Below are 18,338 nucleotides of genomic sequence, written 5' to 3'. Positions count from 1 at the left end.
TCTACGTTGGACAGATGAGCGATACAGAAGAGTCGGACGCCGTCTTGGACCCGATGAGCGCGCGGCCCCTCTACGTGCAGCTGGCCGACGTCATCGCCAAGAAGATCGGCGCTGGGGAGCTGGCTCCGGACAGGCCGATCCCCTCGGAGAACCACCTCGCCGACGAGTACGGCGTGGCGCGGCTCACTGCACGGAGGGCCGCACAGGAACTCCGCGAGCGCGGACTGATCGTCACAGTGCGCGGCAAGGGATCCTTCGTCGTCGAGCAGCCGTCCGGCGACGCGCCCGAGGAGGGCGAACCGGACGCCTGACGGGACCGGGTCCGCCACCGCACTCCCAGCTGACCGTCACTGGAGGCGGGCCCGGAGAAGGCGGGCCGTCCGGTCGGCCTGGTCGGGCGTCACCCACTCCGCCTCGGGTCTCCGGAGCAGCTCGAAGACGCCCGGCCCACGGTGTTCCGGCGGCAGATCCGCCATGCGCGGGACGATGTGGAAGTGCACGTGCGCGAAGCCTTCGGCTTCGGCGAACTGGACGACGTAGGTCTTGGCGCAACCCGTCAGGCCGCGGAGCGCCCGGGAGAGCTTGACCTGCCACATCCCCAGAGCGGACGCCTCCGCGTCGGTGAGGTCGTGGACCGCGGCGACGTGTCGCCGGGGCAGCAGCACCAGCCAGCCGGGGACCGCCGTGTTGAAGGAGTGGGCCACCCGCCAGTGCTGGTCGTGCACGACGCACTCGCGTGGCGGAAGGTCGTCGAACTGCTCTTCCTTGCTGCAGGTGAAGCAGTCGGGAGTCGTCATGAACCGAGAGGGTAGAACAGCGGCGCCCGGGTCGGCCGAAGCCGATCCGGGCGCCGCTCGGCAGGTCAGAGGGGGTGTCCCCTCCCCCGCACCGGTAGGCCCTGTGGGACTCGAACCCACAACCAATGGATTAAAAGTCCACTGCTCTGCCAATTGAGCTAAGGGCCCCGGTGATGTTGCCTCCCTGAGCATAGCGGGACGCGGCCGGGTCTCCGATCGGGTATCGGGGACACGGCCGCGTCGAAGGACGGGAACCGACCTGGATCGGTCACGCGTTGGGCGGTTTGCCGGGTGTGCTCGCCCGTGCCGCCTCTCTGGCGAGGGTCTTCTCGTGCCCCGGGTTGAGGAACCAGTCGCGCGCCGACAGCTGCCACCACCCGCCCGCGAAGCCCAGGACGACGAGGACGGCGATCGGGGCGTAGTTGAACGTCTCCCAGGTGACCGGGGAGACCTGGGGCAGCATGAACAGGACGGTGATGACGGCCACCCAGGCGACCGACACCACGCCGATCGCCTTCGACCAGCGGCCCAGGTGCCACGGCCCCCGCGCGAAGGCGTCGCCCTTGCGGATGCGCAGCAGCGTCGGGATGACGTACGCGATGTAGAGGCCGATGACGGCGATGGAGGTCACGGCCGCGTACGCGGTCACGTTGATCAGGTAGGGCAGGCCCAGCACCAGCGCGCCGCCGGCGGCCAGCCACACCGCCGCGACGGGCGTGCGGGTGCGTGGGCTGACCGTGTGCCAGATGTGGGAGAAGGGCAGCGCTCCGTCGCGCGAGAAGGCGTAGATCATGCGGCTGTTGGCGGTCACCGACGCCATCCCGCAGAACAGCTGGGCGCCGATGACGACGAGCAGCAGCAGCTTGCCGGCGGTCGCGCCGAGCGCGTCGAGCAGGATCTGCGCGGGCGGCGCGCCGGTCGGGGAGGCGAGGGCGGCGTCGTAGGACTGGATGGCGTAGGTGAAACCGAGCAGCAGGACGAAGCCGGCGATCCACGAGGTCCAGATGGACTGCACGATGCCCTTGGGTCCGGCCGTCGACGCGTCGTGCGTCTCCTCCGTCATGTGGGCGGAGGCGTCGTAGCCGGTGAAGGTGTACTGGGCCATCAGCAGGCCGAGCAGGACGACGTACACCCCGCTGCCCCAGCCGGTGTTGTTGACGAACTCGCCGAACACGAAGGACGTCGACTGGTGCTTGTCGGGGACGAAGGCCAGCGCGCCCACGATGACGCCCACGCCGAGCACGTGCCACCACACGCTCACGCTGTTGAGGAGGGCGACGATGCGGACCCCGAAGGTGTTCAGCAGGCCGTGCAGCAGCAGGATGCCGGCGAAGAGCAGGACCGTCCGGCCGGGCGTCACCTCGAAGTCGAACTGGAGGTTCAGGTAGGCGCCGAGGAAGGAGGCGGCGCCGAAGTCGATGCCGGCGGTCACCGCGACCTGCCCGAGCACGTTGAACCAGCCCGTGAACCAGGCCCAGGCCGCGGCCGAGCGTGCGGGCGCCAGCCGGTGCGCCCAGAAGTACAGGCCGGCCGACGTCGGGTACGCCGAGCAGATCTCGGCCATCGACAGGCCCACGAACAGCGTCATGAGGCCGACGGCCACCCAGCCCCAGGTGATCACCGCCGGGCCGCCGGTGTTCATGCCGAACAGGTACAGCGTCAGGCAGCCCGACAGGACCGAGATGATCGTGAAGGAGACCGCGTAGTTGGAGAACGCCGACATGCGGCGGGCGAGAACCTGGGTGTAGCCGAGCTGAGCCAGCCGCTCTTCGTCCGAGAGGTTCCCGGGAGAGCTGCCGCCCACTGTGCCGTCATCTGTCATGCCCCCAGCAATTCCCAAGCCGGGGTCGTGACACACGTCACAACTTGGCCAGAAAATGCCCTTGCAGCCCTGCCGGCCGTCGGACGCACGAAAACGCCGTGGCCCCCACCGGTCGGTCGGTGGGGGCCACGGCGTTCACGCGGGTGCGCCGGCGTCAGCTGGTGCGTCAGCCGTTGCGCTTCCAGCGGGGCTTGTCGTCGCGACGGCCGGCGCCGGGCGCGGTGCCGCGGTGGTCGTCACGACGGCCGTACGGACGCTCGTGGCCACCGGAGCGGAAGCCCGGGCGGTCGCCCTGACGGTCACGGTTGAACGGACGGTCGCTGCCGCGGTGGGTGGACGGACGCTCGTCACGACGGTCGCGGTTGAAGCCGCCCGACTGACGGTCGTCACGGCGGAAGCCACCGGAGGGACGCTCGTCACGACGGTCGCGGTTGAAGCCGCCCGAGGGACGGTCGTCACGGCGGAAGCCGCCGGAGGGACGCTCGTCACGACGGTCGTCACGACGGAAGCCGCCCGAGGGACGGTCGTCACGGCGCTCGAAGGAACGGCCGCCACGGTCGTCACGGTTGAAGCCGCCGCGGTCGCCGCGGTTGTTGTCACGGTCGCGGTTGAAGCCACCGCGGTCGTCACGACGCTCGAAGGAACGGCCACCGCGGTCGTCGCGACGGTCGTCACGGCGCTCGAAGGAACGGCCGCCACGGTCGTCACGGTTGAAGCCACCGCGGTCGCCGCGGTTGAAGCCGCCACGGTCGTGGTCGCGACGCTCGAAGGAACGGCCACCGCGGTCGTCACGACGGTCGTCACGGCGCTCGTAGTTGCCCCGCTCGTCGCGGCGCTGCCGCGGCTCGTACGCGGGACGCTCCGCGGGCTGCTCGGTGACCACGGCCACCGCGGCCTCGGCCGGCGCCTCCACCACGGCGTCCTGCTCGACGACCGCCTCGGCGGACGCGACGACGGCCGCCTCCGGGTCCTCGCCGCGCTCGCGCGCCACGCGGGCCACCAGCCGGTCGGCCTCCTCGCGCAGCTCGGTCGCCCGGCGCTGCGCACGCTCCAGCTCCTTGGTGAGCTCGGAGACCTCACGCTCGGCCTGCTGCGCCGCGTTGCCCGCGGACTCGGCCTGGACCTCCGTCATCGAACGGGCGCCGGTGATCTCGGCGACCGCCGGGTCGAAGGCGGCGCCGCCCTGGATGATGTGACGCCCGGCGTCGACGCCCGCGTCCTCCATCAGACGGAAGATCTGACGGCGCTGGTGCGGCAGCGAGAGCGAGACGACCGTGCCGGTGCGGCCGGCGCGCGCCGTGCGGCCCGCGCGGTGCAGGTAGTCCTTGTGGTCGCCGGCCGGGTCCACGTTCAGGACCAGGTCGATGCCGTCCACGTGGATGCCGCGGGCGGCGACGTCGGTCGCGACGAGCGCGTTGACGTAACCGTCCTTGAAGTCGGCCAGCGTGCGGGTACGCGCGCCCTGGGTCATGCCGCCGTGCAGCGCGTCCGCCTTCACACCGGCGTCGCGCAGCTGCTCGGCGATACGGTCGGCGCCCAGCTGGGTGCGGACGAAGATGATGGTGCGGCCCTTGCGCGAGGCGATCGCGGAGGTGACCGGCGCCTTGTCCTTCGGCTTCACGATCAGGATGTGGTGCGACATGGTCGTGACGTTGCCCTGGGCGCTGTCGACCTCGTGCGTGACCGGGTTGCTCAGGTAGCGCTTGACCAGCGTGGAGATCTCGTTCTCCATCGTGGCGGAGAACAGCATCCGCTGGCCGCCGCCGGGGATCTGGTCGAGCAGCTCGGTGACCTCGGGCAGGAAGCCCAGGTCGGACATCTGGTCGGCCTCGTCGAGGACGGCGATCTGCACGTTCTCGAGGGAGCAGGCGCCGCGGTTGATGATGTCGCGCAGTCGGCCCGGGGTGGCGACGAGGATGTCGACGCCGCGCTCCAGGGCGTAGATCTGGTTGCTCATCGACGTACCGCCGCAGACGACCTTCATCTTCAGGCCGAGGACGTCGCCGTAGGGCTGCAGCGCGTCCGCGACCTGCATCGCCAGCTCACGCGTCGGCGTGAGGATGACGGCGCGCGGCTTGCGCTTCTCGGTGTGCCCGCCGGCCAGCGTGGCCAGGGTCGGCAGACCGAAGGAGAGGGTCTTGCCGGAGCCGGTGCGGCCACGGCCGAGGATGTCCTTGCCGGCCAGGGCGTCCGGGATGGTCGCGGCCTGGATCGGGAAGGGGCTGGTCACGCCGTTCTGCGCGAGCTTGCGCACGACGCCCTCGGGGAGACCGAGGTCGGCGAAGGTGAGCTCGGGGGTCTCGACGGAGGCCTCGGCGGCCTCGGTGACCTCGATCGCCGCTTCGTCGATCGTCGCGCCGTCGTTCTCGGGCATGACGGCGTGATCAGTACTGGAAATGGACATGCGAATGCGAAACCTTCCGGAGTCTCTTCGGCACGCGCCCGTCAACTCCGTGTTCGCATTGCAAGGACCGCCTCTATGCGGTCAGCCACGGCAAGGGAGAGTACGCGCCACACGGCGCGCTCTGCAGTGGCGCCGGGCAAATGGGATCAAACGATCTACTACCATACGCACCCCGGCCGCGGAAGGCAAACCGAGGTCATCGTCGCAGCTCAGCCGCCCGGCCGAGCGGGACCGCGGGCCGCGGGGCTGCCGCCGCACCGAGGCCCGCGTACCCCCGCCGAGGACGGCGAACCGTTCCCGTCACGGCACGACCTAGACCGGCGCACCGGCCTGCGGCGCCGGCTCCCGGTCCAGCAGCTGGGGCGCCGTCCCGCCGCCGTCCTCGTGCGCCGACGCCGAGGGCTCGGCGACCGTCGGCTCCGGCGTGGGGGACGGCGGCTCCGGCGTCGGCACGGGCGGCACCGGGTCCGGCGACCGGGTGGGCGCGGGCGGCTGCGCCCCGCTCTGCGTCGGCGCTCCCGGCCCGGCGGTCCGTCCGGGACCGACCGCCCCGGGCGAGGCCGCGGCGCTCCCGCCCGCCGACGGCGAGGCTCCCGCGGACGCCGAAGCGCTCGCCCGCCCCCCGGCGCCCTTCCCGTGCCCGTGCCTGCCGTCGCCGCCCGCCGCGCCCACGCCGAACCCGCCGCCCGCGCCCCGCGAGTCGCCGTCCCCCGCCTCACCGCCGTGCCGGCCGGCCGAGTGCGAGGGCTTCGCCCGGCCGCCGTCGTCGTCCCCCACGCTCATACAGCCGGCGGCCGCGGCGACGGCCATGACCGTCACAGCCAGACGGACGGGAAGGTACAAGGGGCGCACAGGGCCACCTCCGGGGCAGACGTAACGAGTCACGGTGCCCAACTCCCGCCGCCCGCAAGAGGACACGCCCCGGTCGCGCGCCCCTGCGCCGGACGGCTCAGCCGTACCCGAGGGCGTGCAGCCGGGCGTCGTCGATGCCGAAGTGGTGGGCGATCTCGTGCACCACCGTCACCTCGGTCTCCGCGACCACCTCCGCCCGGGACTCGCACATCCGCAGCGTCGGCCCCCGGTAGATCGTGATCCGGTCCGGCAGCACCCCGGCGTACCACTCACCGCGATCGGTGAGCGGGGTCCCCTCGTACAGCCCGAGCAGCTCGGGATCGTCCGCCGGCGGTTCGTCCTCGACGAACACCGCGACGTTGTCCATCAGCCGCGTCAGCTCCGGCGGAATCCGGTCAAGCGCCTCGGCCACCAGTTCCTCGAACTCCTCGCGCGTCATCTCCAGCACAGGCCCATTGTCGGGCACGCCGCCTCCGGGGGGAGGTGCGAACGGCCCGCATATCCGCGCCTGGACCGGGGCATACGCCACCAATGGTCCGTGTCCGCCTCCCCACCGCAGCCCTGCGGCGCCTCGAGCCCGCCCGGCGCCGGAACACCGTCCCCGAACTCGCCGCTCCCCCACGGCCCTGGCTGCGCGCCTTCGGCCTGACCGCCGTCGTCCTCGTCGGCGCCTGGCTCGGACTGCTGGTCGTCGGGAACGTCCGCGTCCCCGTCGGCCCCATGGACACCACGATGACCCTGCGCCCCTCCTTCACCGGCGGGACGAAGATCAACATCTCCCCGCTGGGCGCGCTCAGCCTGGACAGCCACCTCGCGCCGGTCCGCCTCGACGTGAACGTCGACCAGCTCGACCCCGCCCGCTCCCAGGCCCTGGTCGACCACCCCGAACGCCTCTCCGGTCTCCAGGACGAGGTCGCCCGCGACGTCGAGCACGGCACGCTGGACCTCGCGGTCCGCTCCTGCGTCGCCGTCGTCTCCGGCGCCACCGCCCTCGGCCTCGCCGTGTACCGCCGGCCCCGCCGCGCCCTCGCCGCCGGCGGCCTCGCGCTCACCCTGCTGGCCGCCTCGGGCGCGACCGCGTTCGCCACCTGGAACCCCAACTCGGTGCTGGAGCCCCGGTTCTCCGGCCTGCTGTCCTCCGCGCCCTCGCTCGTCGGCAACGCGCGCAGCATCGTCACCGAGTTCGACGTCTACCAGCAGGAACTCGCCCGCCTGGTCACCAACGTCACCAAGCTCTACGACGTGACCTCCACGCTGCCCGCCTACTCGCCGGACCCGACCACGGTGCGCGTCCTGCACGTCTCCGACATCCATCTCAACCCCGCGAGCTGGAAGATCATCTCGTCGCTGGTGGAGCAGTACAAGGTCGACGTCATCGTCGACTCCGGCGACACCATGGACCACGGCAGCGCGGCCGAGAACGGCTTCCTGGACCCCATCGCCACGCTGGGCGCGCCGTACGTGTGGGTCAGGGGCAACCACGACTCCCTCGTCACCCAGCGCTATCTGCAGGGCATGAAGAACGTGCACGTCCTCGACGCCGGCCGCGCGGTCAGCATCGCCGGCCTGCGTTTCGCCGGCATCGGCGACCCGCAGTTCACGCCCGACCGCTCCACCGCGCCGGGCGCCGCCGAGTCGCAGGAGACGGCGGGCGCGCGACTGGCCGAGGCCCTGCGCGCGCAGCGGGCGGCCGGCGCCCCGGCCGACGTGGCCGTGGTCCACGAACCCTCCGCCGCCCGCGGCACCGACGGCGAGGTGCCCCTCGTCCTGTCCGGCCACCTCCACCACGAGCAGACGGAGGTCATGAGGAAGGGCACCCGGCTGCGCGTCGAGGGGTCGACCGGCGGCAGCGGTCTGCGCGCCGTGGAGGGCAAGTACCCCGACCCGATCGAGGCGTCGATCCTCTACTTCGACCGCGGCACCCGCCGCCTCCAGGCCTGGGACGAGATCAAGCTCGGCGGCCTGGGCCTGACGACGGCCGAGGTCAGCCGCCACCTCCCGAAGGAGAACCAGCCGGGCGCCGCGCCGTCCCCCGGCCCGTCCGGCCCGTCCCCCGGCTCGCCCTCCGGCCCCTCCCCGAGCCCGTCCGCCGTCCCGTCCGGGACCGCCTCCCGGAAGGCCCCGTAAACCGTTTTGGCGATACCCCCCGGCATCCCATATGCTCATGACGTCCCCGACGCGCTGAGAAGCGCCCAGGCGGGCCGATAGCCCTCATCGTCTAGCGGCCTAGGACGCCGCCCTTTCAAGGCGGTAGCACGGGTTCGAATCCCGTTGGGGGCACGCAACACCGTGTGCGACACTGTCGTACGCAACAGCTTGGTCCTGTGGAGCAGTTTGGAGTGCTCGCCACCCTGTCAAGGTGGAGGCCGCGGGTTCAAATCCCGTCAGGACCGCTGAGGTTTCACATGAAGCCTCGTGGCTGGGTAGCTCAGTTGGTACGAGCGATCGCCTGAAAAGCGATAGGTCGCCGGTTCGACCCCGGCCCCAGCCACCAGAACGAAAACCCTCTCCGGGCTCCGGAGGGGGTTTTCGTCATGATGCGCCGCGCGGCCGCGGCCAAAAGCGCTCGCCCCTTCTTCGGCCGGGATGAGATCCTGGACCGCGTATGTCTACGCACCCCGCCCCCGGCGCCTCCACTCCGGGCACTCCCGCCGCCGACGGCTTCGGCGGCCTCGCCTCCCGTCTGGCCGAGCTGTCCCTGCGCGACGCGCACCGCCTCGGACGCAGGCTCGAAGGCGCACGCCGGATCCGCAAGCCGGAGGCCCGTGCCGCCGTCCTCGCCGAGATCGGGGCGGAGGTCGCACAGGTCGAGGAACGGGCGGCCCTGCGACGCGGCCGCGTGCCGGCCGTGTCGTACCCCGAGCAGCTTCCGGTCAGCCAGAAGAAGGACGAGATCGCGGCCGCCATCCGTGATCATCAGGTCGTCATCGTCGCCGGTGAGACCGGCTCCGGCAAGACCACGCAGATTCCCAAGATCTGCCTCGAGCTCGGGCGCGGCGTCCGCGGCATGATCGGGCACACGCAGCCCCGTCGTATCGCCGCCCGCACCGTCGCCGAGCGCGTCGCGGAGGAACTGCGGACCCCGCTCGGCGAGGCCGTCGGCTGGAAGGTGCGGTTCACCGACCAGGTGAACCCGGACGCCACCTTCGTGAAGCTGATGACGGACGGCATCCTGCTCGCGGAGATCCAGACCGACCGCGAGCTGCGCGCGTACGACACGATCATCATCGACGAGGCCCACGAGCGGTCCCTCAACATCGACTTCCTGCTGGGCTATCTCGCCCAGCTGCTGCCCCGGCGGCCGGACCTCAAGGTCGTCATCACCTCCGCGACGATCGACCCGGAGCGCTTCTCGCGGCACTTCGGCGACGCCCCGATCGTGGAGGTCAGCGGGCGGACGTATCCGGTGGAGGTCCGCTACCGGCCGCTCCTCGAAGAGGACTCCGAGGACGCCGACCGCGACCAGATCACCGCCATCTGCGACGCGGTCGAGGAGCTCCAGGCCGAGGGGAAGGGCGACATCCTCGTCTTCCTCTCCGGCGAGCGGGAGATCCGCGACACGGCCGACGCGCTGGAGAAGAAGAAGTTCAGGTTCACCGAGGTGCTGCCCCTCTACGCCCGGCTCTCGCACGCCGAGCAGCACCGGGTGTTCCAGCAGCACACGGGCCGCAGGATCGTTCTGGCGACGAACGTGGCCGAGACGTCCCTGACCGTCCCGGGCATCAAGTACGTCATCGACCCCGGCTTCGCCCGCATCAGCCGCTACAGCCACCGCACCAAGGTCCAGCGCCTGCCCATCGAGCCGATCTCGCAGGCCAGCGCCAACCAGCGCAAGGGCCGCTGCGGCCGCACCAGCGACGGCATCTGCATCCGCCTGTACGACGAGGACGACTTCCTCGCCCGTCCCGAGTTCACGGACGCGGAGATCCTGCGCACCAACCTGGCGAGCGTCATCCTGCAGATGACCGCGGCCGGCCTCGGCGACATCGAGAAGTTCCCGTTCATCGACCCGCCGGACCACCGCAACATCCGCGACGGCGTCCAGCTGCTCCAAGAGCTGAACGCGCTGGACCCGGCCGAGAAGGACCCCCGCAGGCGGCTCACCCAGACCGGCCGCAAGCTGGCCCAGCTGCCGGTCGACCCGCGCCTCGCCCGCATGGTCCTGGAGGCCGACAAGAACGGCTGTGTGCGCGAGGTCATGGTGATAGCCGCCGCGCTGTCGATCCAGGACCCGCGCGAGCGCCCGGCCGACAAGCAGACGCAGGCCGACCAGCAGCACGCACGCTTCCGGGACGAGACGAGCGACTTCCTCGCCTACCTCAACCTGTGGCGGTACGTCCGCGAGCAGCAGAAGGAGCGAGGCTCCTCCTCCTTCCGGCGTATGTGCAAGCAGGAGTACCTGAACTTCCTGCGCATCCGTGAGTGGCAGGACATCTACACGCAGCTGCGCACGGTCGCCAAGCAGATGGGCATCCACCTGAACGAGGAGGACGCGCCCGAGCAGAGCGTCCACGTCTCCCTCCTCGCCGGTCTCCTCTCCCACATCGGCATGAAGGACGTGAAGACCGCCGCCGGGGAGGGTGGGAAGAGCACGGCCAAGAACGAGTACCTGGGCGCGCGGAGCGCCAAGTTCGCGATCTTCCCGGGGTCGGCCCTCTTCAAGAAGCAGCCCCGGTTCGTGATGTCCGCCGAGCTGGTGGAGACGAGCCGCCTGTGGGCCCGCGTCAACGCGAAGATCGAGCCGGAGTGGGTCGAGCCGCTCGCCGGGCACCTCCTGAAGCGGACGTACAGCGAGCCGCGCTGGGAGAAGGACCAGGCGGCCGTGATGGCCGACGAGAAGGTGACGCTGTACGGCGTCCCGATCATCGCCCAGCGCAAGGTCAACTACGGCCGGATCGACCCGGAGACCTCCCGCGACCTGTTCATCCGCAACGCCCTGGTCGAGGGCGACTGGCGCACGCACCACAAGTTCTTCGCCGACAACCGCCGGCTCCTCAGCGAGGTCGAGGAGCTGGAGCACCGCGCGCGGCGCCGGGACATCGTGGTCGACGACGAGACGCTGTTCGACTTCTACGACCAGCGGGTGCCGGAACACGTCGTGTCGGGGGCGCACTTCGACTCCTGGTGGAAGCACGAGCGGCACGAGCAGCCCGACCTCCTCGACTTCGAGCGCGAGATGCTCATCCGGGAGTCGGCGGAGGCGGTCACCAAGGCCGACTATCCGGACTCCTGGCGGCAGGGTCCCCTGAAGTTCCGGGTCACGTACCAGTTCGAGCCGGGCGCGGACGCCGACGGCGTGACCGTCCACGTCCCCCTCCAGGTGCTCAACCAGGTCACGGACGAGGGCTTCGACTGGCAGATCCCCGGGCTGCGGGAGGAGGTCGTCACGGAGCTGATCCGTTCCCTCCCCAAGCCGATCCGGCGCAACTACGTGCCGGCGCCGAACTTCGCGAAGCGTTTCCTGGACCAGGCGGTCCCCTTGCAGGAGCCGCTGACGGCCGCCATGGCCCGGGAGCTCAAACGGATGGTCGGCGTCCCCTTCGAGGCCGACGACTTCGACTGGTCGCGACTCCCCGACCACCTCAAGATCACGTTCCGGATCGTCGACGAGCGGCGCCGCAAGCTGGCCGAGGACAAGGACCTGGAGTCCCTGAAGCTCCGGCTGAAGCCGAAGGCCAGGCAGGCCATCTCCCAGGCGGCCGCGGCCACCGCCGAACGCCAGGGCGGCGAGTCCCTGGAGCGCTCGGGTCTGACGGACTGGACGATCGGCACCCTCACCCGCGTCTTCGAGACCCGCCGCGCCGGACAGCCGGTGAAGGCGTACCCGGCGCTCGTCGACGACGGACCGGCGGCGAACACCGTCTCCGTACGCCTCTTCGACACGGAGGCGGAACAGGCCGAGGCGATGTGGAAGGGCACCCGTCGGCTGATCCTGCGGAACATCCCGGTCAACCCGGCAAAGTTCGCATCCGAGAAGTTGACGAACGTTCAAAAGCTGGCGCTGTCCGCGAATCCGCACGGCTCCGTCCAGGCGCTGTTCGACGACTGCGCGATGGCCGCGGCGGACCGGCTGATCGCCGACTTCGGCGGGCCGGTCTGGGACGAGGAGTCGTACCGCAAGCTGTACGAGAAGGTGCGCGCGGAGATCGTCGACACGACCGTGCGGGCGGTCGCCCAGGTGCAGCAGGTCCTCGCGGCCTGGCAGTCCTGTGAGCGCCGACTGAAGGGCGTGCGCAGCCCCGTGCTGCTGGCGAACCTGGCGGACGTGCGCACACAGTTGGACGCGCTCGTGAAACCCGGCTTCGTGACCTGGGCGGGGCTGCGCCGGCTGCCCGACCTCATGCGCTACCTGGTGGCCGCGGACCGGAGGCTGCAGCAGATGCCGACCGGCGCGCAGCGGGACACCGCGCGCATGGAGAAGGTCCACGAGATGCAGGACGAGTACGCGTGGCTGCTGGAGCAGCTGCCCGCGGGCCACCCGGTTCCCCAGCAGGTCCTGGACATCCGCTGGATGATCGAGGAGCTCCGGGTCAGCTATTTCGCCCACGCGCTGGGCACGGCGTACCCGGTCTCCGACAAGCGGATCGTGAAGGCGATCGACGCTGCGGCGCCGTGACGGGTTGCGTACGGAGAGTGAGTTCGACCACCGGGCTCACCCTCCTGTACAGTCCTTCTCGCAGCACAACGCAGCATCAAGTGCCGCAAAAGCAAGGTCCTGTGGAGCAGTTTGGAGTGCTCGCCACCCTGTCAAGGTGGAGGCCGCGGGTTCAAATCCCGTCAGGACCGCAGTGAACGAACGAGGCCCGCTTCCCGGCAAGGGAAGCGGGCCTCGTTCGTGTGGCGCCTGCGCCGACCGCCGGCCGTCCGACCGGAGCCCGGATCTTGCGGATCCGGGCTCATTCGCGTGCGCCGGTCGGCGCGCACCCGGCGGCGCCCTTGACGGCGTCACATTCGGCCGGTACCCCAGAACTCAGGGCCCGTTCCCCGCGGCGCCCGCGTGGAGGTGGGGCATGGCGGCATCGGTCAGGCACGAAACGCGGGCCCTGCTCCGCGCGCATCTGTCGGCCGCGTCGTCCTACCGCCATCTGACCCGCCACTGCCCGATCTGCCACCGCTTGCTGAAACTGGCGATGGACGGCGCGCCTTGGGGCGCCCAGGCCCCCGAGGGGGCCACGGAGGGCGAGAGCCCCTCCCCCCGCGACATCTCCCGCCGCGACGCGGACACGGCCGGCGCCGCGAACCCGGCGGGCCCCTCGGAGACGGCCGACCCGACGGGTGCCACCGATTACCGCCCGACGTGACGCCGTGGGCCGCGGACCGTACCCACAGCGGGACTCCTGTGGCACAGTGAAGTTCAATCGTCTACTAGCGCACGTGACTCGCCGGTAACAAGCCCTTTGGTATGTGACGGGTGTCACTGCATGAGTTTTGAAAACCCGGGTTCTTACCACTCTCCTACAAGTGGTCAATTTAATATGTGCAATTGCACCACTCCGGAGGATGCCCCCCGGAACCCTCCCAGAGCCTCCCCAGACTCCGACAAGGTCGCTCACAGAGCCACCTGATACCACCCGAGGAGTGACCCCAAGTGCGCTCGAGCGCACAAAAAAGATCGCGCCGGACTCGGCGGAGTCCGGCGCGATCGACGACGCTGCCCTAGGAGCGAGGGGCCTGTTGGGGCAGGACCCACGTCGTTTGATGCCTGGTTTCGGGCGTGCGCTCAGGTGGGGGAACCTGACGGATTGCCCGATATGCGGTTGTCAGGCCTCGCTGCGCTGCTGCGGGATACCCGCGAGCAGTGCGCGGACCTCAGCCTCGCGATAACGGCGATGCCCGCCGAGCGTGCGGATCGACGTGAGCTTGCCGGCCTTCGCCCACCGCGTGACCGTCTTGGGGTCGACGCGGAACATCGTGGCAACCTCAGCCGGGGTCAGCAGCGGCTCAGCATCAGGGGTGCGAGCGGTCATGAGCGGCCTCCTCGGGAGAACCGAACCTTCTCGGTTCTTTCCTCTAAATTCTGCACCTTGACCCGCGTTGCCCGAAATGGCGGATGCGGGTCGAGTCGGTTATAGGACGAACGGCTTGTCCTCGGCACTACAACTACACCATCCGTCCAGCCGCGTCGGCCAAACCGATGGAATTGCCCCCCAGGTGTTCATCGGCGACGGAAGCCGATGGACCATGCCATAGCGGACAGTCACACCGTTGTGACGATCAGTCACAGCGGTGATCACGAGCCACCTGACCCCGCAAAGCGTGCAATGCTGAGATTTCCCCCCACGGTGGAGCATAAGTAGGCGGACGGAGTCCTCCCCGGACTCCTTGTCCTATTTTGGCACGAGGAGGGGCAACCGGCGCAAGGGCCGTGTACGTGCGGTCCGTCACCCTTGCGACAAAAGCCCGGATCGGGACCTACGCCCCGTCAGTTCCGTGAAGTGCCGCCGACCGTACGCTGTTCGACCGCTTCAGGGCCGTGACGTACGTCACTAATGAAGCGCTGTCGCATCTGTCACATCGTCAGTTCACAGCAGGTTCACGGCACGGTCGGGTCACAGCACGGCCCGTTCACGGCACGGTCAGTTCGCCGAACGCCGGTCTCGTACCGACCGCCACCGCTCCACGAGCCGCGCGTACGCCTCGCCGGCCGCCGCGCCGTCCCCGGTACGCAGTGCCTCGATGCCCTCGGCCACGTCCCTCGCCGAGTGATCGTCCTCGAGATCGCCGGCCGGCAGCACGTGCACCAGGCCGCCGTAATCCAGTTCCACCAGCGAACGCGGATGGAACTCCTCCAGCCAGCGGCCCACGTCCAGCAGGCCCTCGATGAGCGGCCCCTCGTCCATGGAGTCCTTCAGCGTGCGCAGCGAGCGGGCCACCCGTCGGCGCGCCTGCACCATCGGCGTGCGGTAGCGCAGCACCGGGGCGACCTCCCCGCTCTCCTTCTCGTACGCGCGCTCCTCGTCGGAGACCAGCACGAACCAGTGCAGCGGCACCTGCCAGACCGCCGTGCGGATCCACGGGCGGGCGTCCGGATTGCTCTCCAGCCAGCGTTCGTGGTCCCGGGCGGCCTGCATACGCACGACCTCGGGGAGCGCCGCCTCCAGCACCGGCCGGGGCAGCTCGTCGTCGACTTCCGCCAGGGCCAGCCAGCCGCGCAGCCGGGTGCGCCAGGGGCAGACGCAGAGCACGCCGTCCACCTCGGTGACGAACGCGTCGCCGCTCTCGTGCACCGGTGCCGCGACCGGCGGGGTGGGCAGCAGTCCGGCCAGCGAGCGGCGCAGCTCGTCCTGGTAGGAGGGCAGCTCGGGACGGCGGGCGTAGCGGGCCCAGTGGGTGCGCTCGGGCTCAGGGAAAGCGGCCAGCGGCTCGTAGACGCGCAGATAGACCGCGTACGGAACGATCACCGAGGACACCTTGGGCACGCCTGCTCCCTCCCCTTTCGGCCGACGGGGAAACCCCTGCGAATCGTCGCACGGCGGTACTCCGCGAGAAGGTGATCCCCCGCACTGCGAGATCGGCGGGCCGTGCAGGCTCTACGCTCAGGACACGGGCCCCGCCACCCTTACGGTGCCCGTGTCCCGACCGCCGCTAGTTACCCGGGAGTCACCACAGTGACCGACGTATCCGGCGCACCTGCTGATGTACTGCGCACCCTGTTCCACTCGGACCAGGGTGGTCATGAGCAAGTCGTGCTCTGCCAGGACCGTGCGAGCGGCCTCAAGGCCGTCATCGCCCTGCACTCCACCGCTCTGGGCCCCGCCCTCGGCGGCACCCGCTTCTACCCGTACGCCACCGAGGCGGAGGCCGTCGCCGACGCGCTGAACCTCGCCCGCGGGATGTCGTACAAGAACGCCATGGCCGGGCTGGACCACGGCGGCGGCAAGGCCGTGATCATCGGTGATCCCGACACGATCAAGTCCGAGGCGCTGCTGCTCGCGTACGGCCGGTTCGTGGCCTCCCTCGGCGGTCGCTATGTGACCGCGTGCGACGTCGGCACCTATGTCGCCGACATGGACGTCGTGGCGCGCGAGTGCCGCTGGACGACCGGGCGCTCGCCGGAGAACGGCGGCGCGGGCGACTCCTCCGTACTGACGGCCTTCGGCGTCTACCAGGGCATGCGGGCCTCGGCACAGCACCTGTGGGGCGACCCGTCGCTGCGCGGCCGCACCGTCGGCATCGCGGGCGTCGGCAAGGTCGGCCACCACCTCGTGCAGCATCTGCGCGAGGAGGGCGCCCAGGTCGTGATCACGGACGTCCGCGAGGACGCGGTGCGCAGGATCCTCGAGCGGCACCCGGAGGGCGTGACGGCCGTGGCCGACACCGAGGCGCTGATCCGGGTGGAGGGTCTCGACGTCTACGCCCCCTGCGCTCTCGGCGGGGCGCTCGACGACGACTCCGTGCCGGTGCTGACGGCGAGGATCGTCTGCGGTGCGGCCAACAACCAGCTCGCCCACCCGGGCGTGGAGAAGGACCTCGCCGACCGCGGGATCCTCTACGCGCCGGACTACGTGGTGAACGCCGGCGGGGTCATCCAGGTCGCCGACGAGCTGCACGGCTTCGACTTCGACCGGTGCAGGGCGAAGGCGGCGAAGATCTTCGACACCACGCTCGGAATCTTCGCACGTGCGAAGGAGGACGGGATTCCGCCGGCCGCCGCGGCCGACCGGATCGCCGAGCAGCGAATGCACGAGGCGGCTCGGGCGCGCGGCTGGTGATCTTTCGGCGGGGCCTCAGGGCGTCCCGTCCGAGGGTTTCGGCGGTACCGACCGGTGGAAAGTTAGAGAGAACTCTCACTCCTCCCGGCGGGTCGCCCGCCGATAAGTGGTTAAAATCGCCACTGACCAGCGAGGACGGGGCGCTCGAAGGGTGCTGCGCACACGCGCGTAGTACGGGCGACGTACCGTACGGGCGTGGGCTCAGGTACCGTGGGAGCCCTACGACGGGCTCTCCATGGAGAGGCCGTCCTGGATCATGAACGCGTGTCAACCTGGGGCCGTCGAGCCCCGTCGTTGAGGGGGTCGAGCCATGGGGCGCGGCCGGGCCAAGGCCAAGCAAGCGAAGGTCGCCCGCCAGCTGAAGTACAACAGCGGCGGGACAGATCTCTCGCGTCTGGCCGAAGAGCTGGGCGCATCGCCATCGAACATTCCACCGAACGGTCAACCGTTCGAGGATGATGACGATGAGCAAGACGACGACCCGTACGCCCGGTACGCCGAGCTGTACGGGGACGATGACGAGGATGACGGCGAGGACTCCTCGCAACACCGTCGCGGCGCTTGACCTTGTACTGAGCACTCACCCGGTCGGTGACTTCGGTCACCGACCGGGTCTTGTGCTGCCTGCGTGGCCGCCGGCTCTCCGGCGGTCCTAGGCGGCGTAGTCCCCGACCAGCTCCGCGCCGGTCTGGTGCTCGCCGCGCTCGGTGATCTCGCCGGCGATCCAGGCCTCGACGCCGCGGTCGGCCAGCGTCGCGAGCGCGACGTCCGCCGACTCCTCGGGCACGATCGCCATCATGCCGACGCTCATGTTGAGCGTCTTCTCCAGCTCCAGGCGCTCGACCGAACCGGTCCTGCCGACCAGGTCGAAGATCGGGGCCGGGGTCCAGGTGGAGCGGTCCACGACGGCGTGCAGCCCGTCCGGGATCACGCGGGCCAGGTTGGCCGCGAGACCGCCTCCCGTGATGTGCGAGAAGGCGTGCACGTCCGTGGTGCGGGTGAGGGCCAGGCAGTCCAGCGAGTAGATCTTGGTGGGCTCCAGGAGCTCCTCGCCGAGCGTGCGGCCGAGCTCGTCGATCCGCGCGTCCAGGGACAGGCCGGCCTGGTTCAGCAGGACGTGCCGGACCAGCGAGTACCCGTTCGAGTGAAGGCCGGAGGCAGCCATGGCGATCACCGCGTCACCCGTGCGGATGCGATCCGGGCCGAGCAGCCGGTCGGCCTCGACGACGCCCGTGCCGGCGCCGGCGACGTCGAAGTCGTCCTCGCCGAGGAGGCCCGGGTGCTCGGCCGTCTCACCGCCGACCAGGGCGCAGCCGGCGAGCACACAGCCCTCGGCGATGCCCTTGACGATGGCGGCGACGCGCTCGGGGTGGACCTTGCCGACGCAGATGTAGTCGGTCATGAACAGCGGCTCGGCCCCGCACACCACGATGTCGTCCATGACCATGGCGACCAGGTCGTGGCCGATGGTGTCGTAGACGCCCAGCCGGCGGGCGATGTCGACCTTCGTGCCGACGCCGTCGGTCGCGGAGGCGAGGAGGGGACGCTCGTAGCGCTTGAGGGCGGAGGCGTCGAAGAGGCCGGCGAAGCCGCCGAGGCCGCCGAGGACCTCGGGGCGCTGCGTCTTCTTCACCCACTCCTTCATCAGCTCGACGGCGCGGTCGCCCGCTTCGATGTCGACGCCCGCAGCTGCGTAGCTGGCACCAGTTGTCTCAGACATGACGGTGAGAACTTTCGTGTCGTACGGCAGG

General features: G+C 70.4%; 13 protein-coding genes, 5 tRNA genes and 1 pseudogene. 10 read left to right on the top strand and 9 right to left on the bottom strand.

Annotation, left to right across the window (positions count from 1 at the left end):
* Positions 1–14: 14 nt before the first annotated feature.
* A complete protein-coding gene (locus OHS82_RS22370; RefSeq protein ID WP_328434352.1) occupies positions 15–311 on the top strand; it encodes a GntR family transcriptional regulator in 297 nt (98 codons plus the stop codon).
* Between the two features lie 36 nt (positions 312–347).
* Here the strand turns inward: OHS82_RS22370 and OHS82_RS22365 are convergent, their stop codons facing one another.
* The 6 genes from OHS82_RS22365 to OHS82_RS22340 all read right to left on the bottom strand — a co-directional run bounded on the left by OHS82_RS22365 (position 348) and on the right by OHS82_RS22340 (position 6,323).
* Positions 348–797, bottom strand: a complete 450-nt coding sequence (locus tag OHS82_RS22365; protein ID WP_057576319.1) for an HIT family protein — start codon at positions 795–797, stop codon at positions 348–350.
* 95 nt (positions 798–892) lie between these two features.
* Positions 893–965: transfer RNA gene (locus tag OHS82_RS22360), tRNA-Lys, on the bottom strand.
* Positions 966–1,065: 100 nt separating this feature from the next.
* The gene (locus tag OHS82_RS22355) at positions 1,066–2,619 is read right to left on the bottom strand and encodes an amino acid permease (RefSeq protein WP_057576321.1); all 1,554 of its coding nucleotides are present in this window, start codon (positions 2,617–2,619) and stop codon (positions 1,066–1,068) included.
* A gap of 166 nt (positions 2,620–2,785) precedes the next feature.
* Entirely contained in the window at positions 2,786–5,023 is a 2,238-nt protein-coding gene (locus OHS82_RS22350) for a DEAD/DEAH box helicase (RefSeq protein WP_328434351.1), read from the bottom strand.
* Positions 5,024–5,335: 312 nt separating this feature from the next.
* A complete protein-coding gene (locus OHS82_RS22345; protein WP_057576325.1) occupies positions 5,336–5,875 on the bottom strand; it encodes a hypothetical protein in 540 nt (179 codons plus the stop codon).
* 97 nt (positions 5,876–5,972) lie between these two features.
* Complete coding sequence (locus OHS82_RS22340) at positions 5,973–6,323, bottom strand: metallopeptidase family protein (protein WP_057576326.1); 351 nt, start codon at positions 6,321–6,323, stop codon at positions 5,973–5,975.
* A gap of 83 nt (positions 6,324–6,406) precedes the next feature.
* On the opposite strand from OHS82_RS22340, the gene OHS82_RS22335 reads away from it, so the two are divergent.
* The 7 genes and pseudogenes from OHS82_RS22335 to OHS82_RS43540 form a co-directional block, all read left to right on the top strand.
* Positions 6,407–8,002, top strand: a complete 1,596-nt coding sequence (locus OHS82_RS22335) for a metallophosphoesterase (RefSeq protein ID WP_328434350.1) — start codon at positions 6,407–6,409, stop codon at positions 8,000–8,002.
* An 80-nt stretch (positions 8,003–8,082) separates the two neighbouring features.
* Positions 8,083–8,155, top strand: a tRNA-Glu gene (locus OHS82_RS22330).
* Positions 8,156–8,193: 38 nt separating this feature from the next.
* Positions 8,194–8,268 (top strand) — tRNA-Asp (locus OHS82_RS22325).
* Positions 8,269–8,292: 24 nt separating this feature from the next.
* Positions 8,293–8,369: transfer RNA gene (locus OHS82_RS22320), tRNA-Phe, on the top strand.
* Positions 8,370–8,480: 111 nt separating this feature from the next.
* On the top strand, positions 8,481–12,491 hold the full coding sequence (gene hrpA / locus OHS82_RS22315; RefSeq protein ID WP_057576328.1) for an ATP-dependent RNA helicase HrpA: 4,011 nt from the start codon (positions 8,481–8,483) through the stop codon (positions 12,489–12,491).
* A gap of 95 nt (positions 12,492–12,586) precedes the next feature.
* Positions 12,587–12,661: transfer RNA gene (locus OHS82_RS22310), tRNA-Asp, on the top strand.
* A 224-nt stretch (positions 12,662–12,885) separates the two neighbouring features.
* Positions 12,886–13,068: pseudogene (locus OHS82_RS43540) on the top strand (DUF6274 family protein); the annotation flags it as partial.
* Positions 13,069–13,635: 567 nt separating this feature from the next.
* On the opposite strand, the gene bldC reads toward OHS82_RS43540, so the two are convergent.
* Positions 13,636–13,842 (bottom strand): developmental transcriptional regulator BldC, encoded by a 207-nt coding sequence (gene bldC / locus OHS82_RS22300; protein ID WP_003949541.1) that lies wholly within the window; start codon positions 13,840–13,842, stop codon positions 13,636–13,638.
* A gap of 609 nt (positions 13,843–14,451) precedes the next feature.
* Positions 14,452–15,294: a hypothetical protein gene (locus tag OHS82_RS22295; protein ID WP_057576330.1), complete on the bottom strand. Its 843-nt coding sequence runs from the start codon at positions 15,292–15,294 to the stop codon at positions 14,452–14,454.
* Positions 15,295–15,483: 189 nt separating this feature from the next.
* Here OHS82_RS22295 and OHS82_RS22290 point away from each other — a divergent pair, with 189 nt between their 5' ends.
* A complete protein-coding gene (locus tag OHS82_RS22290; protein WP_057576332.1) occupies positions 15,484–16,587 on the top strand; it encodes a Leu/Phe/Val dehydrogenase in 1,104 nt (367 codons plus the stop codon).
* Between the two features lie 310 nt (positions 16,588–16,897).
* Entirely contained in the window at positions 16,898–17,152 is a 255-nt protein-coding gene (locus OHS82_RS22285) for a DUF3073 domain-containing protein (RefSeq protein ID WP_057576334.1), read from the top strand.
* An 87-nt stretch (positions 17,153–17,239) separates the two neighbouring features.
* Here OHS82_RS22285 and purM read toward each other — a convergent pair whose 3' ends face one another.
* Positions 17,240–18,307 (bottom strand): phosphoribosylformylglycinamidine cyclo-ligase, encoded by a 1,068-nt coding sequence (gene purM / locus OHS82_RS22280; RefSeq protein WP_328434349.1) that lies wholly within the window; start codon positions 18,305–18,307, stop codon positions 17,240–17,242.
* Between the last annotated feature and the right edge of the window lie 31 nt (positions 18,308–18,338).

It is taken from the genome of Streptomyces sp. NBC_00425 (assembly GCF_036030735.1).
In the GTDB taxonomy this organism is placed as follows: domain Bacteria; phylum Actinomycetota; class Actinomycetes; order Streptomycetales; family Streptomycetaceae; genus Streptomyces.
This window is presented reverse-complemented; position numbering and strand designations above follow the sequence as displayed.

Excerpts from the sequence above, each read along its gene's own strand:
- OHS82_RS22335 (WP_328434350.1), top strand. The coding sequence starts at position 6,407 with ATGGTCCGTGTCCGCCTCCCCACCGCAGCCCTGCGGCGCCTCGAGCCC.
- OHS82_RS22350 (WP_328434351.1), bottom strand. The coding sequence starts at position 5,023 with ATGTCCATTTCCAGTACTGATCACGCCGTCATGCCCGAGAACGACGGC.
- OHS82_RS22370 (WP_328434352.1), top strand. The coding sequence starts at position 15 with ATGAGCGATACAGAAGAGTCGGACGCCGTCTTGGACCCGATGAGCGCG.
- OHS82_RS22285 (WP_057576334.1), top strand. The coding sequence starts at position 16,898 with ATGGGGCGCGGCCGGGCCAAGGCCAAGCAAGCGAAGGTCGCCCGCCAG.
- bldC (WP_003949541.1), bottom strand. The coding sequence starts at position 13,842 with ATGACCGCTCGCACCCCTGATGCTGAGCCGCTGCTGACCCCGGCTGAG.
- OHS82_RS22365 (WP_057576319.1), bottom strand. The coding sequence starts at position 797 with ATGACGACTCCCGACTGCTTCACCTGCAGCAAGGAAGAGCAGTTCGAC.
- hrpA (WP_057576328.1), top strand. The coding sequence starts at position 8,481 with ATGTCTACGCACCCCGCCCCCGGCGCCTCCACTCCGGGCACTCCCGCC.
- purM (WP_328434349.1), bottom strand. The coding sequence starts at position 18,307 with ATGTCTGAGACAACTGGTGCCAGCTACGCAGCTGCGGGCGTCGACATC.
- OHS82_RS22355 (WP_057576321.1), bottom strand. The coding sequence starts at position 2,619 with ATGACAGATGACGGCACAGTGGGCGGCAGCTCTCCCGGGAACCTCTCG.